Source organism: Mycobacterium sp. NGS63 (genome assembly GCF_059812295.1).
In genome coordinates, this window is the sequence record NZ_JCALCJ010000013.1 from 98103 (window position 1) to 112610 (window position 14508).

A 14508-nucleotide genomic window follows, 5' to 3' on the forward strand; every position below is an offset into this window, starting at 1 on the left:
GGCTTAGGTGACCCACTCCGGCTGCTGGCTGGCGTCGACCGCCGAGAAGTCCTTGTGCCCCAGGCCGGCGGTGGTGCCGCCGTCCACGACGAACTCCGAGCCCGTCGAATAGCTCGACTCATCGCTGGCCAGGTACACGACGAGGTTGGACACCTCCCGCGGGTCGGCGGGGCGGCCCAGCGCCGTCTGGAAGATGTCGTCGGGAACCCACTCGGTCATCGGCGTCTTGATGAGCCCGGGGTGGATCGAGTTCACCCGGATCCCGCTCGGCCCCAGTTCCAGCGCCACCGATTTCGTCAGGCCGCGGACGGCGAACTTGCTTGCGGTGTAACCGTGGGAGGCGATGGTGCCGGCCATCCCCTCGATGGAGGAGATGTTGATGATCGACCCGCGGCCCGCCTCCTTCATGGGCTTCACCACCGCGCGGATGCCGAGGAACACGCCGGTCACGTTGATGTCGAAAATCCTGTGCCACTCGGACAGTTCGTAGTCCTCGACGGTGCCGATGTTGAGGATACCGGCGTTGTTCACCAGCACGTCGACGCCGCCGAACTGGCTGACGGCGGTCTCCACCGCGGCTTGCCAGTCCTCCGGCTTGGTGACGTCCAGATGCAGGTAGCGCACGGCATCACCGAGTTCGGCCGCGACCGCCTTGCCCTCGTCGTCGAGGATGTCGCCGAACACCACCTTGGCCCCCTCGGCCACCAGCGTCCTCACGTGCGAGGCGCCCATCCCCCGCGCGCCGCCGCTGACGAGCGCGACCTTTCCCGCCAACCGTTCTGCCACTGTGTATCTCCTGTCGTGTGAATCGTCTATGCACCATACGTACTAGAGGCTGTGTATGGCCATAGCCAACAGAATGCAGGGTCCCGATGTCGTGGTGGAACGCATTCAGCGCCGCCGGGCGGCGCTCTTGGCACTTTGCGCGGTATGACTTGGCGCCGTCAAGTACGCGGCGACCGCTTCCCGCAATCCCGTCAGAGCATCGTCCACATCGAGGCGCGCACCGAATGTCTGCTCGCCGTGCATGCCGCGCAATGCGGCGGGCAGGAAGGCGCACACCCTGCGGAGATCAGCGGGCGCGACGGGCAGGTCTTCGAGGAATACCGCGAACTGTCGGACCCAGGTTTCGTCGACGGCGTCCAATGCCTTTGCGGTTTGGGGAAACTCGCGCTTGAGTTCGGCGCGAGTTCGGGCGAGGTTTGATTGTAGGGTGGTTCGCGCGACGAAGTAGGCCGAATCCAATGCAGCCCAAGCCAGTTCGATGAGCTCTTGGACACGTTGGGCAATCGAGTTGGTGACGCTGGGCTTTGCCCAAACGACCGGCCCGGCGGTGGCGACGATGTGGCCAAGCGTGGCCGCCCACAAGCCGTCCGCATCGCCGAACTGATATTGCACGGTCCCCCACGTCACACCGGCCTCTCGCGCCACCAGGTTCACGCTGACCGCCTCCGGCCGGCCACTGGACAGCAGCTCGAGGGCGACGTCCAGCACACGCGTGCGGGTCGCCTCGCCGCGTTGGTTAGGCCGGCGCCCCTCGGCCGAGGTCGGTGAAGTCGTGGGCATGCGGCTAATAGTAAACGGACCACTTGCGTGGTTTTGAGAACCCTCTATGATAATTCCCGGCAATGCCGTGAGAAGTTCTCGTCGACAACGCTATTGAGAAGCGGTGGGGCGTGCGTGTTGAAGGGCGGACGATGACGCAACAGCAGACGACCGACGTGGTGGTCGTCGGCATGGGCGGCGCCGGCATCGCCGCTGCCCTGAGCGCCCATGCCGCCGGCGCACACGTGGTGGTGCTCGAAAAGACCCCGCCGCAATATGCCGGCGGCAACTCTCGGGTCTCCGGACAGGTCTGGTTCAGCCCGAACGATGTCGAGCTGGCGAAGCGCCACCTGCACGCCATGTCCTGGGAATACGGCGTTCCCGATGGTGTCGCAGCGGCGTGGGCGCAGGAAACCTCGCTGAACACCGGATGGCTGCGCGGGCTCGCCGAGCATCTGCGTGGCCGAGTGCCGCGCGATGCCGGTGATCCGTATGAGGGCGATGGCACGGATTTCGCGCAAATTTCATGGGGTGACACGCTGCGGCTTCAGGGCGTCAAGAACCCGCCCGAGGACGAGTACGACGAGGTGGAGGGCCACGACTGCGGGTCGGACTACCACGTCATCGGCGGCTCCATGGGGTTCTCCCGCCTGTGGCTGCTGCTGAAGGCCTGCTTGGATGACAGCGGCATCGAGGTCCGCTACGACACTCAGGTTTCGCGCCTGGTTGACGAGCCTGGCCGCGGGATCATCGGAGTGGTGGTTTCGGACGACGACGGGGAACACGTGATCGGCGCCCGCCGGGGCGTGGTGCTGGCGACCGGCGGATTTGCGGCGAACCGGGAGATGGCCCGCAACTATCTGCGTCTGCCGAACGCGACGCCGTGGGGCAACCCCGCCTGCACCGGCGACGGCATAAGGATGGCCCAACGCGTAGGTGCCGACCTCGCGCATCCCTACAACTACATGGGGATGCCCGGTATCGCGATGCCGCCATATCGCACTGGGCAGGATGCGCTGCCCCGCGGATCGCGGTTCATCAACGTAGGCGCTGACGGCCGACGCTTCGTCGACGAATCCGTACCTAACCGGCACGGAAAGTCCGTTCAGCGAGGTATTTTCGATTTCCATCCCGGCGTGCCGATGTGGACCGTCTTCGACGAGGATGGCCGGTTGGCCGGACCGCTCGTCCTCCCCCGGCAGTTCTTTGCGGTGGACTGGATACGCCAGATCGAAGGCTACGAGTGGAGTTTGGACAACAGCGCTGAAGTCGAGCGCGGCTGGATCGTCCGTGCCGACTCGATTCGCGAACTGGCCGAAAAACTTGGCGTCGACGCCGACGGTCTGGAGCGCGAAATCGAGCACTACAACGTCTTGGCCGAAAGCGGCTGTGATGATCCGACTTTCGGGCGCCCAGCAGCCACCATGTTCTCCATCGCGCGTCCCCCCTTTTACGGATACGAGTGGGCGCAATTGCTCATCACCACCATGGGCGGCATCCGCAAGGATGAGTTCGCCCGTGCCCTAGACCCTTCCGGAGAGCCGATCCCGGGGCTGTATTGCGCCGGCGACGTGAGCTCCACGTATTCGTGGTGCTGCTCGGGCGGCATGGGACTGGGCGACGCTCTGGCCTTCGGACGCATCGCCGGACGCAACGCAGCGACGGTTACTCGATGAAGTTCTACATCAGCACCGGATTCCTCGACACCCGCGAGATCCTGGAGATCGCCCGAGCCGCCGACGAACTCGGGTACGACGGCCTCGGGATCCCCGATCACGTCGTGAACTTCGCCGAACTGACGACCCCGTATCCCTACACCGACAGCGGTGAGCGGCGCTGGGACCCGTTTACCGACTGGGCCGATCCGTGGGTGCTCATCGGCAGCCTCGCCCAGCTCACCGCCCGACTGCGGTTCGTCACAACCGTCTACGTAGCCGCGCTGCGCGATCCCTACTCGGCAGCCAAATGCATCGGCACCGCCGCGTACCTGTCCCAGGGCCGAGTCGAGCTGGGCCTCGGCGTCGGCTGGTGCCGCGACGAATTCGACCTAGTCGGGGCGCAATTCGCATTCCGCGGGAAACGCTCCGAGGAGATGATCGAGCTCATGCGCCGCCTCTGGGAACCCGGCTGGACCGAGTTCGATGGCGAGTTCTACCAGGCACCGAAACTGGAGATGAGCCCGCCGGCGCCACACATCCCCGTCCTGATCGGCGGCCTCAGTGAACGCGCGCTGCGCCGCGCCGCCGCCTACGACGGATGGATCGGCGACCTGATGACAACCGCCGAGGCGCTCAGCATTGCCGCGCGCCTGCGTGAACTTCGCGCCGAGGCCGGAAAGACCATGGACGACTTCACTGTCCTGGCCCCGCTCAACGATGCATTCACCCCGGACCACTACGCGCAGGCCGAAGTGGGCGGCATCACCCACATCCTGACCATGCCATGGATGTTCTACTCGGGCCCGGACGCGAGCACCGCCGAGAAGATCCGCGGCATGGAACGGTTCCGCACCGACATAGGGCTCGACAACCGCTAATTGGCTAAAACAGGGGTTGATGAAGCAGAGATTGACCTCGCGGAGACGGTGGATGGTCAGTCGACGATGTCGAAGATCGCAGCGGCGGAGGTGACCGCCTTGTCCGCGTTGCCCTCGTCATGCAGCAGCATCCGCACGCCGACGCGTCCGGGCGCGCCCGGGTGCGCAGTGCCCTCCACGCGGAACGGGCCCACCTTGCCGCGCGACATGAACATGACGTGCCAGCTGACGACCTGCACCTTTCTGGTGCCGGCGAGGTCGGCGGCCAGGTCGATCGCCGCGGTCTCGAGGACGACGTGTTGGGGCCCGATGTGCAACGCGGCATCCGGTGACGCGAGCTCGGTGCTGAGCTCGGGCAGCGTCCAGTGGCCATCGTCGCGCTTGCGGGCGCCGAAGGCCTGCCACAGCGGCGGCAGGTCGGGCGAGTCCTCGATCACCAGCTCGGTACCCGAAACGTCCATCCTGCCAAGGCCTTCCGGCGGCACGCCGATGACCGCCCCCTGGCCCTCGTTGAAGGCGATCACCCGGTCGGGATTGTCGGCGTCCACGATCTTGCACCGCCCGTAGCCCATCGTCCGGCCCTGGTGCACGATGCCCGAGCCGACGATCTCGATCCTGGTGACGTCGTAGCCGGGGTCGACGATCTGGACCGACGCGATGACCGGGTTGGGGACCGCGACCATGTCCGTCTGGCAGCCCTCGGGCGACGAGATGGCCAGCGGCGCCACCATCAACCCGCCCGCCTCGTTGCGCATGTCGCGGCGGATGGTGACCGTGTCGTCGGTCTCGCCGAGGTTCATCGACGCATGGTTGCGCCCGATGTAGCGGTAGCTCAGCAGGCCCGTCCAGCGCCGGTACAACTCCTCGCGGTAGGCGTCGGTGTCGTCGGCCAGCTCGCGAATGTCGCGGAGTTGATCGCTCACTTCTGGTCTCCTCCTGGGGGTTTGCCCCGGCGCACCTGGTTGAACGGCACGCCGCGGTCGGCGGCGTACTCACGCGGAAAGTTCAGCACCCGCTCGCCGATCACGTTGCGCGCCATCTCGGTGGTGCCGCCGCCGATGCTGGCGATCTGGCGGCCCAGGTACCGCGTGCCGATGTTGAGCAGTTCCGCCTCGTCCTCGACGACGGCCGCCGTACCCGCAATGGCGTGGGCGGTGTCGTTTTCGACGTTATGCACCTCGGCCATGTCGAGCCTGATGATCGACCCCGCGGCTGGCGGCAGGGTTCCGGCGAGGACGGCGTGGAAGACGTGCTCGCTGAGCTGCCCGTGCACCGCCCGGTGGACCAGGGCGCGGCCGACCATCTCCCGGACGCGTTCGTTACCGCCCTGCCCGGTGCGCTCGACCAACGCCATCAGGTCGACCGAAACATCTTCGGCCTCAGCGATTCCGGGCCCGCTCGTGTATTCCGAGCCGTCGCCCATGGTGCGGCGCTCGTGGTAGAGCTGGCGCGACGCGACCTCCCAGCCCTTGCCCGGCTCCCCCACGACGGCGTCGTCGCCCAAATCGACGTCGTCGAAGAACTCCTCGCAGAACTCAACCGAGCCGTTGACCTGCTGGATGCGGCTGATCGTCACCCCGGGGTGGTGCAGCGGCACCAGAAACATCGTCAGGCCTTCGTGTTTGGGTGCGTCCCAGTCGGTTCGGGCCAGGCACAGGCCGTAGTCGGCGGCGAACGCCCAGGTGCTCCAGGTCTTGGCGCCGTTGAGGATCCATCGCCCGTCCCGGCGGTCGGCGCGGGTGATGACGCCCGCGAGGTCCGACCCGCCGCTGGGTTCGGACAGCAGCTGCACAAGCACTTCGTCGCCGCGCAGCGCCGCCGCGATGTGGGTGCGTTTCTGCTCCTCGCTGCCCATGTCGAGGATCGTCGCGCAGCAAATGGCGAACGACGGGACGTTGAGCAGCAGCGGCGTCTCGTAAGCCAGGGCCTCGGCGTCGAACGCCTTCTTGTATTCGTAGCCCAGCCCGAGCCCGCCGTACTCGCGGGGAAAGCAGATCCCGGCGAATCCCCCGTCGTACAACCTTTTCTGCAGCTCGCGGGCGCGGTGCCAGGACGTCAGTTCGTCGCGCTCGAGGACCATCGCGTCGTCGGAGTCCAGGCGGGGCAGGTTCTCGGCCAGCCAGGCCCGGGCCCGGCTGCGGAACTCCGCCACGGTCTCGCCGCTCATTGGCGGCATCGAATTCGCCTGCGGGTCATCGCCGATGGCCTCCCGTGCTGTTCGAGAGTTGCGCTTGTGCTGGGCGACTGTACAGCACCGCTTCGTGACTATACAGGCCGGTCAGGGTCGCGAGGGGCGCCCCGGGGGTCCGCGCGACATGGGCCGCTCGGCCCAGTAGTCTGCCGGGGATTCGCATGACCGGTAATCACCCCTTCGACGACGCCGTGCACCTCGACGAGGTCGGCGCGGACGTCCGGCGCGGCGCGACGCACCCGGAGTGGGCCAACATGGTGGGCCCGTTCGGCGGCATCACCGCGGCCGCCATCGTGCGCGCCATCGAGACCCATCCCGACCGCGCCGGCGAGCCGCTGGCGCTGACGCTCAACTACGCCGCGCCCGTCGCCGACGGCGCCTTCGACCTGTCCCTTCGGGCCGTGCGCACCAACCGCACCAACCAGCACTGGAGCGTCGAGCTCGACCAGGACGGACAGGTCAAGGCCACCGCGACGGCGGTGTTCGCGACCGTGCGGGACAGCTGGGCCGACACCGAGGCGCGCCCGCCGCAGGCACCACCGCCCGAGCCGATCGCACCCGGCGCCATGGGCGACGTCGTCACCTGGGCACGGTTGTACGACATGCGGTTCGTCGACGGCCCGATCCCCGTCGTGGACGGACAACCGAGCCCGTCGTCGACGACCACGTTGTGGGTGCGCGACAGGGCGCGACGGCCCCTCGACTATCCGGCGCTGGCCGCCCTGTGTGACGTCTTCTACCCGCGGGTTTTCCTGCGCCGCGGCGCCGTGCTGCCCGCCGGCACGATCTCGCTGACCACCTATTTCCTCGCCGGCCGGCAGGAGCTCGACCGGGTGGGCGCCGACTTCGTCCTGGCGACCGCCCACGCCCACCGCTTCTCCGGCGGCTACTTCGACCAGAGCGCGCGGCTGTGGAGCCGCGACGGCGCCCTGCTGGCCACCTCGCACCAGATCGTCTACTTCAAAGCCTGAAGGGTTACAGTTTCGGCGTGAACTGTCACGCTGCCGGAATCGGGGCCCCATGACCGAGCAGACCGCACACGACAACGCCACGCTGCTGGCGATCGAGGCCATCAAGCAGCTCAAGGCCCGCTACTGCCGATACCTCGACAGCAAGGACTGGGCGGCGTGGCGGGCCATCTTCACCGACGACTTCGTCAGCGACACCTCCGAGGCCGGCGGCAAGCTGATCGTCGGCGCCGACGACTTCGTGGCGTTCACCCGCAAGGGCATCGGACGGCCCGCGCAGGCGACGGCGCACCAGGTGCACGCGCCCGAGATCGAGCTGACGTCGCCGACGACGGCGCGCGGGGTGTGGGCGCTGCAAGACGTCGTGCGCTTCGGGCCCGGCGTGACCCTCGTCGGCTACGGCCACTACCACGAGACCTACCAGAACGTCGACGGGCAATGGCTTATCAAGAGCTCCAAGCTGACTCGGCTGCGCGAGGACATCGTCACCCCGGTGTTCTCGGTCTACATTTCGCCGCGCATCCGGCGGGTGGCCGCCAAGCTCGCCAACCGGATGCTGGGGAGCTGAGGCGTGGGCACCGTCTTGGTGACCGGCGCGTTCGGACAGGTCGGCAGGCGCTGCACGCAGATCCTGCTCGACCGGGACCACACCGTCGTCGCCACGGACCTACGGACCGACAAGACCGCGGCCGCCGCCGTCGAATTGTCCGAGGGCCCAGGCAAATTGGTGGTGGCCTACGCCGACCTGACGGACGCCGCGGCGGTGCGCGACCTGGTCGCTGCCCACCGTCCCGAGGCGATCGTTCACCTGGCGGCCATCGTTTCTCCGCCGTCGTATCGCAATCCCGGGCTGGCGCGGCGGGTCAACGTGGGCGGCACCGAGAACCTGCTGGCGGCCGCCGCGACGCTGGACGATCCCCCGCTGTTCCTGATGGCATCCAGCGCCGCGGTCTACGGGTCGGTCAACCCCTACCGGCATCCCGAGCTCATCACCCCGGACACGCCGGTGCAGCCGATCGACCAGTACGGCGAGGACAAGGTGCTGGCCGAGGCGGCCGTCCGCGCCAGCGGACTGCGGCACGCGCTGTTCCGGTTGGGTGGCGTGATCTCCCCGGATGGGCAGACGAATTTCGATGGCGACTACCTGGTGCTGGTGCAGTCGATGCCGCGCGACAACCGCATCCACGCCGTCGACGCGCGCGACGTGGCGCTGGCGTTCGCCAACGGCGTCGACCGCGGGGCCGCGATCGCCGGCAAGGTGTTGCTCATCGGCGGCAACGAGTCGTACGTCAAGTTGCAGCGCGACCTGGAGGACGACGTGATGGCCGCCCTGGGGCTGGGCCGCCTCGGCCCCTCGGCCAGCCTGCCCGGCGACCCCGACGACGACCGCGGCTGGAGTTTCACAGGCTGGTTCGACACCACCGAAGCCCAAGCGCTGCTTGACTTTCAGGAGCACAACTGGCCCGAGACGGTGGCCTGGGTCGCCGCCTCTCAGCGTCGCCTGCGCGTCGTGTTGCGCGCGCTCGGCCCGATCTTGCGGCCGCTGCTGCGCGCGGTGCTCAAGCTGCAGCGCAGGGCCGAGGGGCGCGGCCCGTACGCCGATCCGTGGGCGCTGATCGAGAAGAAGTACGGCCCGGGCGCGCTAGCCTCGTGAAGCAAAGAAGATCGCGGCCTTGCGGATCGAGTCTTCGACGGGTTCGGGTTTCCAGCCGAGTTCGCGTTCGGCCTTGGAGTGGTCGAGCGGCGACATCAGCTCCGCCATGCGCATCCCGACGTAGGCAAACGGAAGGTCGCGGCGCAGCAGCCGCGCCGCCAGGTCGTTGACACGCGCGCCGGCGCGCAGCACCGGCATCGGGACGGGTATGCGCGGTGGCCGCCGGCCCACGGCGGACGCCGCGATGCGGTGCAGCTCCCGGATGCTCAGGTACTTGTCGGAGATGATGTAGCGTTCGCCGTTGCGTCCGTGTTCGGCCGCCAAAAGCATTGCCCGGGCGGCGTCTTCGATACCCACCACCTCCGCCGAGTAGCCCAGGTAGAACGGGAACCGCCCCGTGGCGACCAGCGAGATCACGGAGCCGTGCGGGGTGGGCGCCCAGTCGCCCGGGCCGTAGGTGGTGGAGATGCACATCGCCACGGCGGGCAGCCCCTTGTCCCGGGCATAGGACAGCAGCAGCTGTTCGCCGGCCACCCGGGCCTCGATATAGGCGCCGCCCTGGTCCCAGTTGTGCGGATCGTCCTCGGTGACCGGCCTGGTGTCGCTGATCGCCAAAGAGCCCGTGGTGCTGGTGTATACGAACTTCTTGAGCTCGGCGTCCAGGGCGGCATCGAGAACGTGCCGCAGCCCGTCGACGTTGGTGCGGAACAACGGCGCCGGATCGCGCAGCCACATCCGGGCGTCGACGACGCAGTAGTACACGACGTCACACCCGGCCATGGCCTCGCGCAGGGCGGTGTCGTCGAAGACGTCGCCATAGCACCGTTCGACGGGCAGGTCGTCGATTCCCTCGGTGGAACTGGTGTGGCGCAACATGACTCGTACGTCGGCCCCCGAGGCGGCCAGCTGCCGCGTGACATGGGACCCCAGAAAGCCGCTGGCGCCGATCACCAGTTTCTTTTCGGCGCCCATTAGCGATCGATCCAGCCCATTTGCGCCTCGGCGTGGTGGCCGCCGACGGGCGGCGTGAGCCGGTCGAGTCTGGCCAGCTGCTCGGGGGTGAGCACGACGGTATCGGCGGCGGCGTTCTCCTCGAGCCGCGCGACGCGCTTGGTTCCCGGAATCGGCACGATGTCAGGCCCTTTCGCGAGCAGCCAGGCCAACGCGACCTGGGCGGGGGTGGCGCCGACGTCGGCGGCGATGCCCCGCAACTCGTCGGCGCTGTCGAGGTTGTGGCCGAAGTTCTCGGAGAAGAAGCGCGGGTTGGTCTTGCGGTAATCGCTGTCGGGCAGCTCGCTGTTGGAACGGATTGCGCCGGTGAGAAAACCGCGCCCGAGCGGCGAGTAGGCGACGAACCCGATGCCGAGTTCGCGCAGGACGTCGAGCACCCCGTCCTCGGGGTCGCGCGTCCACACCGAGTACTCGGACTGCACGGCGGTGACGGGGTGCACGGCGTGGGCGCGGCGAATGGTGTTGACCCCGACCTCGGAAAGGCCGATGTGGCGGACCTTTCCGGCGCTGACGAGCTCGGCCAGCGCCCCGATCGTCTCCTCGATCGGGGTCTCGCGGTCGAGGCGGTGCTGGAAGTAGAGGTCGATGCGGTCGGTCTCCAGTCTGCGCAGCGAGCCGTCCACGGCGATGCGGATGTTGGAGGGGCTGCTGTCGAGGCCGTTGCGGCCGGTGTGGGAGATCAGGCCGAACTTCGTCGCCAGCACCACCTGGTCGCGCCGGCCGCGCAGGGCGCGCGCCACCAGCTCCTCGTTGGCGTAGGGGCCGTAGACCTCGGCCGTGTCGATCAGCGTGACGCCGAGGTCGATGGCGCGATGCACCGTGCGGATCGACTCGGCGTCGTCGGTTCCGGCGCCGGCGTAGGCGACGGACATGCCCATCGCGCCCAGGCCGAGCCGTCCGACTTCGAGTTCGGCGAGATGAGCCAGTCGCATGGGCTCATTGTGCGCCAAACGACTTCGGGCCGTGCGGCGGGTACCGTGGCGCGGGTGCACACGGCGCGACCGGTCCGCGACTTGGCGGTGGACTTCTACCGGGTGTCCGGTGTGGTCCTCATCGTGCTGGGGCATTGGCTGGCGGGATCGGTGACCTATCACGACGGGTCGTTCGGCCGGCAGAACCCGCTCGTCGACCTGCCCTGGACGCAGTGGCTGACGTGGCCGTTTCAAGCCGTTCCGACGTTCTTCGTGGTGGCCGGCTACGCCGGCGCGGTGTCCTGGGCGCGCCGGCGTGAGGCCGAGGGGGTGTCGCGGCAGGAGTGGCTTCGCCGCCGGCTGGCGCGGGTGCTGGGCCCGACGGCGGCGTACGTCGCGCTGGTGTCGGTGGTCGTGGTGGCGCTCGCCGCGGCTGGCGTGTCGGGCTCGACGCTTCAGTACGCCGGGTGGGCGGTGGCGATGCACCTGTGGTTCCTGGCGGTCTACCTGATGGTGGTGTCGCTGACGCCGATCGCCATTGCCGCACATCGCCGTTGGGGGCTGCTGGTGCCGGCGGCGCTGGCCGCGGCGGTGGTGGCGGTGGACGTCGCATCGATCGTCGGTCATGTGCACCACCTCGCGTGGGCCAACTACCTGCTGTGCTGGGGGACGTTCTACCAGCTCGGAATCGCTTGGCGGGGCGGGTCGTTGGCGATCCGCCGATCGGCCGTGCTCGCGGTGGTCTCGGGGATCGCGCTGGCGCTGTTGACCGCGCTGGGCCCCTATCCGGTGAGCATGATCGGGGTGCCCGGGCAAACCATCGACAACACCACCCCGCCCACGGCGGCGCTGCTGGCCTTCGGCTGCGCGCAGGCCGGATTGGTGATCACGCTCGCGCCCGCACTGAACCGGGCGCTGCGCGCGGATCTCGTCAAACGCGTACTGGCCATAGGCAACGACAACGTCATGGCCCTCTATCTGTGGCACATGATCCCCGTCGTGATCGTGGCGATCGTCGGCTATCCGGCCGGGCTGTTGCCGCAACCTGCGCTGGGTACGGCCCACTGGTGGCTGGCCAGGCTGGAGTGGGTGGCCGTCTTGGGCGTGGTGCTGGCGGTCGAGATGGTGCTGTTGTGGTGGGGGCGGCGCGCTTTCGCCGCGCCGCTGCCGACGATCGGTGTGCCGCTGCGGGATCGCTGGGCCGAGCCCGTGCTGCTGGCCGGTGCGGTGATGGCGGCCTACGGGTTGTCGTTCCTCGCCGCGTGGGGCTTCGCACCCGACGGCCGCTATGCGTGGGTGACCGCGCTGGTTTTCGCGGGCGGCGCGGTGCTGGTGGCGCTCGCGCCAACGGCCGGGCGAACTCCAGCACGTCGGCGTTGATTTCGCGGTTTGGTCGGTTACCGTAGAGACGCCGATGACCGCTTCCGTCCTGCACACCGCCTCCGAAACCGGCCACGCCTGGTGGCTCAAGACTCCAGCCGGCGCCGCAAAGATCGACACCGCGGCCACCACCACCGCGGGGCTGCTGTCCGACCGGGCCGCCCTGGACTCAGCTGTCCAGGCCTCCGGCACCGACACCGTCGCCCTGGACGACCTGGAGCTGATCTCTCCGGTGACCCGGCCATGCCGAGTTGTGGCCCAGATGACCAACTTCGGGTCGCATGTCAAGGACGCGGGCATGGATCCCGCATCGGTTCCGCTGACCTTCTTCCGCAAGGCGTCGGCGTCGATCAACGGTCCGTTCGCCGACATCGTCAAACCACCGCACGTCAAGCTGCTCGACTACGAGGTCGAGATCGGGCTGGTGATCGGGCGCGCAATCGGTGTCGGCACAACCATTTCCGAGGCGAACCTCGCCGAGTTCATCGCGGGACTCGTCGTCGTCAACGACGTCTCCGCGCGCGACATCCAACTTCCGCAGACCCAGTTCTACGAGGCCAAGTCCTATCCGACGTTCACGCCGGTCGGGCCGGAACTCGTCCTGCTGACCGCAGGCGAGCTGGAGCGGTTCGGCGAACTGCGGCTGCGCCTGAGCGTCAACGGCCAGGAGCGGCAAAACGCGCTCGTCGAGGGCGACATGCTGTACCGGCCGCTGGAGGCGCTGCAGTCGCTCACGCAATTCCAGGAGCTCGCCGCGGGAGACCTGGTGCTCACCGGCACCCCGGCGGGCACCGCGCTGAGCGCGCCGCCGAAGCCGGCGCAGATCGTCGGCAACCTGCTGCCGCCGTCGCTGAAGTGGAGGATGTTCTTCGCGCGCCAGGCCGGCAACCGCGACTACCTGCAGGACGGCGACGTCGTGGAGGCCTCGGTGGCCACCGACGACGGGTCCATCGACCTCGGAACCCAGCGCACCACAGTCCGATTCGCGTGAGCTTGTACGGCACCGAGATCACGTCACGAAGTCGATGAGTTCCTCGACGCGGCCGATGAGCGCCGGTTCCAGATCGTTCCAGTCGCGCACCCTCGAACGGATGCGCCGCCAGGCCCTCGCGATGTCGGCCTGGTTGGCGTGCGGTAGGCCCAGCGCCGCGCAGGCGCCGTGCTTCCATTCGACGTGCCGCGGGACCGTCGGCCAGGCCGCCAGGCCGAGTCGCTGCGGCTTGACGGCCTGCCAAATGTCCACGTAGGGATGCCCCACGACAAGGGTGTCGGGCCCGCCGGGTCCGTTGCGCACCGCGTCGGCGATCCGCGCCTCCTTGGAGCCCGCGACGAGGTGGTCGACCAGCACGCCCAGGCGCCGGCCCGGGCCGGGCCGGAACTCGGCCACGATGCCCACCAGGTCGTCGACGCCGCCCAGGTGCTCGACCACGACGCCCTCGATGCGCAGGTCCTCCCCCCACACCTGCGCGATCAGTTCGGCGTCGTGACGGCCCTCGACGTAGATCCGGCTGGCGCGGGCGACCCGCGCTCGCACGCCCGACACCGCGACCGAACCGGATGCCGTCCTACCGTTGGCTTTCGGCGCCCGGCGGGGCGGTGCGGTGAGGATCACCGGTTGGCCGTCGAGCAGGTAGCCGGGGCCGAGGGGAAAGCCGCGGACGTGGCCGTGCCGGTCCTCCAGGTCGACGCGACCGTATTCGACGCGCACCACCGCGCCGACGTAGCCGCTCGTTGCGTCCTCGACCACCAGGCCGGGCTCGGCCGGGTGCTCAGTGGAGCGGGACTTGCGCCGGCCCGCGGCGAGGATATCGGTTCCATAGCGATCCTGCACCGGGCAATACTAGGAAGTGTTGTGGCCAAACGCCGTTACGGCGCGCCAGGCCCGGGCGCGATTCGAAATTGTTAAAGCGCTAAGGATTCGGCGACAAGACTGAAAAATTCATAAATAGTTGTAAGTAACTGCGTTGTCTTACCGGGCTGTTGGCGCTGCCGCTGATAGGTTGCTAAGTGCCGCTAATACACAGCGTGTGGCGGTGAGCGAGGTGGACGTATGGACCTGTCCCATTGGGTGTCGAGCATCGTCGCTTTTCTGCGCGCCGGTTATGTGCCGTCGACGCCTTTGCCGCATCGGCGCGTATCCGACGACGAGATCACCGCCATTACAAGAGAACTGATCGTGCGCCAGTGCCGGTCGATCAGCGCCGCCGACGTCGGGGTGGCGATCACCTACGTCACCGACCAGTTGCCGTCAGAGGGTGACATCGCGCGCGTGCAACGCCGGCTGCACGCGATCGGATGCGCGCGCGGCTAGG

At 68.2% G+C, this 14508-nt stretch carries 15 protein-coding genes; 8 read left to right on the top strand and 7 right to left on the bottom strand.

Annotated elements, in window-relative coordinates:
* Positions 1-3 precede the first annotated feature (3 nt).
* Together AC5Y4Z_RS25575 and AC5Y4Z_RS25580 are read right to left on the bottom strand one after the other, a co-directional pair.
* On the bottom strand, positions 4-786 hold the full coding sequence (locus tag AC5Y4Z_RS25575) for an SDR family oxidoreductase (RefSeq protein ID WP_499967822.1): 783 nt from the start codon (positions 784-786) through the stop codon (positions 4-6).
* 105 nt (positions 787-891) lie between these two features.
* A complete protein-coding gene (locus AC5Y4Z_RS25580) occupies positions 892-1566 on the bottom strand; it encodes a TetR/AcrR family transcriptional regulator (RefSeq protein ID WP_499967823.1) in 675 nt (224 codons plus the stop codon).
* 131 nt (positions 1567-1697) lie between these two features.
* Between AC5Y4Z_RS25580 and AC5Y4Z_RS25585 the strand changes: the two genes are divergently transcribed.
* Positions 1698-3221: an FAD-dependent oxidoreductase gene (locus tag AC5Y4Z_RS25585; RefSeq protein ID WP_499967824.1), complete on the top strand. Its 1524-nt coding sequence runs from the start codon at positions 1698-1700 to the stop codon at positions 3219-3221.
* Positions 3218-4081, top strand: a complete 864-nt coding sequence (locus AC5Y4Z_RS25590) for a TIGR03619 family F420-dependent LLM class oxidoreductase (RefSeq protein WP_499967825.1) — start codon at positions 3218-3220, stop codon at positions 4079-4081. Before AC5Y4Z_RS25585 ends, AC5Y4Z_RS25590 begins: the two co-directional genes overlap by 4 nt.
* A gap of 56 nt (positions 4082-4137) precedes the next feature.
* Here AC5Y4Z_RS25590 and AC5Y4Z_RS25595 read toward each other — a convergent pair whose 3' ends face one another.
* Together AC5Y4Z_RS25595 and AC5Y4Z_RS25600 are read right to left on the bottom strand one after the other, a co-directional pair.
* Complete coding sequence (locus tag AC5Y4Z_RS25595; protein WP_499967826.1) at positions 4138-5004, bottom strand: hypothetical protein; 867 nt, start codon at positions 5002-5004, stop codon at positions 4138-4140.
* On the bottom strand, positions 5001-6248 hold the full coding sequence (locus tag AC5Y4Z_RS25600) for an acyl-CoA dehydrogenase family protein (protein ID WP_499967827.1): 1248 nt from the start codon (positions 6246-6248) through the stop codon (positions 5001-5003). The genes AC5Y4Z_RS25595 and AC5Y4Z_RS25600 overlap by 4 nt, the downstream gene beginning before the upstream one ends.
* Before the next feature lie 185 nt (positions 6249-6433).
* On the opposite strand from AC5Y4Z_RS25600, the gene AC5Y4Z_RS25605 reads away from it, so the two are divergent.
* Genes AC5Y4Z_RS25605 through AC5Y4Z_RS25615 form a run of 3 tightly spaced genes read left to right on the top strand, consistent with a single transcriptional unit; the run spans position 6434 to position 8894 of the window.
* The gene (locus AC5Y4Z_RS25605; RefSeq protein ID WP_499967828.1) at positions 6434-7243 is read left to right on the top strand and encodes an acyl-CoA thioesterase; all 810 of its coding nucleotides are present in this window, start codon (positions 6434-6436) and stop codon (positions 7241-7243) included.
* Positions 7244-7292: 49 nt separating this feature from the next.
* Complete coding sequence (locus AC5Y4Z_RS25610; protein ID WP_499967829.1) at positions 7293-7808, top strand: nuclear transport factor 2 family protein; 516 nt, start codon at positions 7293-7295, stop codon at positions 7806-7808.
* Between the two features lie 3 nt (positions 7809-7811).
* Positions 7812-8894 carry an NAD-dependent epimerase/dehydratase family protein gene (locus tag AC5Y4Z_RS25615; protein ID WP_499967830.1) on the top strand — a complete coding sequence of 361 codons (1083 nt, stop codon included), beginning with the start codon at positions 7812-7814 and terminating at the stop codon, positions 8892-8894.
* Here the strand turns inward: AC5Y4Z_RS25615 and AC5Y4Z_RS25620 are convergent.
* Both AC5Y4Z_RS25620 and AC5Y4Z_RS25625 read right to left on the bottom strand, forming a co-directional pair.
* A complete protein-coding gene (locus tag AC5Y4Z_RS25620; RefSeq protein ID WP_499967831.1) occupies positions 8883-9866 on the bottom strand; it encodes an NAD-dependent epimerase/dehydratase family protein in 984 nt (327 codons plus the stop codon). The genes AC5Y4Z_RS25615 and AC5Y4Z_RS25620 overlap by 12 nt on opposite strands.
* A complete protein-coding gene (locus tag AC5Y4Z_RS25625) occupies positions 9866-10837 on the bottom strand; it encodes an aldo/keto reductase (RefSeq protein WP_499967832.1) in 972 nt (323 codons plus the stop codon). Before AC5Y4Z_RS25625 ends, AC5Y4Z_RS25620 begins: the two co-directional genes overlap by 1 nt.
* Positions 10838-10882: 45 nt before the next feature.
* On the opposite strand from AC5Y4Z_RS25625, the gene AC5Y4Z_RS25630 reads away from it, so the two are divergent.
* Both AC5Y4Z_RS25630 and AC5Y4Z_RS25635 read left to right on the top strand, forming a co-directional pair.
* Positions 10883-12196: an acyltransferase family protein gene (locus AC5Y4Z_RS25630; protein WP_499967833.1), complete on the top strand. Its 1314-nt coding sequence runs from the start codon at positions 10883-10885 to the stop codon at positions 12194-12196.
* A gap of 34 nt (positions 12197-12230) precedes the next feature.
* Positions 12231-13187 carry a fumarylacetoacetate hydrolase family protein gene (locus tag AC5Y4Z_RS25635; protein WP_499967834.1) on the top strand — a complete coding sequence of 319 codons (957 nt, stop codon included), beginning with the start codon at positions 12231-12233 and terminating at the stop codon, positions 13185-13187.
* Between the two features lie 18 nt (positions 13188-13205).
* Here the strand turns inward: AC5Y4Z_RS25635 and AC5Y4Z_RS25640 are convergent, their stop codons facing one another.
* Positions 13206-14027, bottom strand: coding sequence for a DUF3097 domain-containing protein (locus AC5Y4Z_RS25640; protein WP_499967835.1), 822 nt, complete (start codon positions 14025-14027; stop codon positions 13206-13208).
* Positions 14028-14246: 219 nt separating this feature from the next.
* Here AC5Y4Z_RS25640 and AC5Y4Z_RS25645 point away from each other — a divergent pair, with 219 nt between their 5' ends.
* Positions 14247-14507 carry a DUF3349 domain-containing protein gene (locus AC5Y4Z_RS25645; protein WP_499967836.1) on the top strand — a complete coding sequence of 87 codons (261 nt, stop codon included), beginning with the start codon at positions 14247-14249 and terminating at the stop codon, positions 14505-14507.
* Position 14508 lies beyond the last annotated feature (1 nt).

Coding starts and splice junctions, on each gene's coding strand:
- AC5Y4Z_RS25580 (WP_499967823.1), bottom strand. CDS start 1,566: ATGCCCACGACTTCACCGACCTCGGCCGAGGGGCGCCGGCCTAACCAA.
- AC5Y4Z_RS25585 (WP_499967824.1), top strand. CDS start 1,698: ATGACGCAACAGCAGACGACCGACGTGGTGGTCGTCGGCATGGGCGGC.
- AC5Y4Z_RS25590 (WP_499967825.1), top strand. CDS start 3,218: ATGAAGTTCTACATCAGCACCGGATTCCTCGACACCCGCGAGATCCTG.
- AC5Y4Z_RS25600 (WP_499967827.1), bottom strand. CDS start 6,248: ATGAGCGGCGAGACCGTGGCGGAGTTCCGCAGCCGGGCCCGGGCCTGG.
- AC5Y4Z_RS25605 (WP_499967828.1), top strand. CDS start 6,434: ATGACCGGTAATCACCCCTTCGACGACGCCGTGCACCTCGACGAGGTC.
- AC5Y4Z_RS25610 (WP_499967829.1), top strand. CDS start 7,293: ATGACCGAGCAGACCGCACACGACAACGCCACGCTGCTGGCGATCGAG.
- AC5Y4Z_RS25620 (WP_499967831.1), bottom strand. CDS start 9,866: ATGGGCGCCGAAAAGAAACTGGTGATCGGCGCCAGCGGCTTTCTGGGG.
- AC5Y4Z_RS25625 (WP_499967832.1), bottom strand. CDS start 10,837: ATGCGACTGGCTCATCTCGCCGAACTCGAAGTCGGACGGCTCGGCCTG.
- AC5Y4Z_RS25635 (WP_499967834.1), top strand. CDS start 12,231: ATGACCGCTTCCGTCCTGCACACCGCCTCCGAAACCGGCCACGCCTGG.
- AC5Y4Z_RS25645 (WP_499967836.1), top strand. CDS start 14,247: ATGGACCTGTCCCATTGGGTGTCGAGCATCGTCGCTTTTCTGCGCGCC.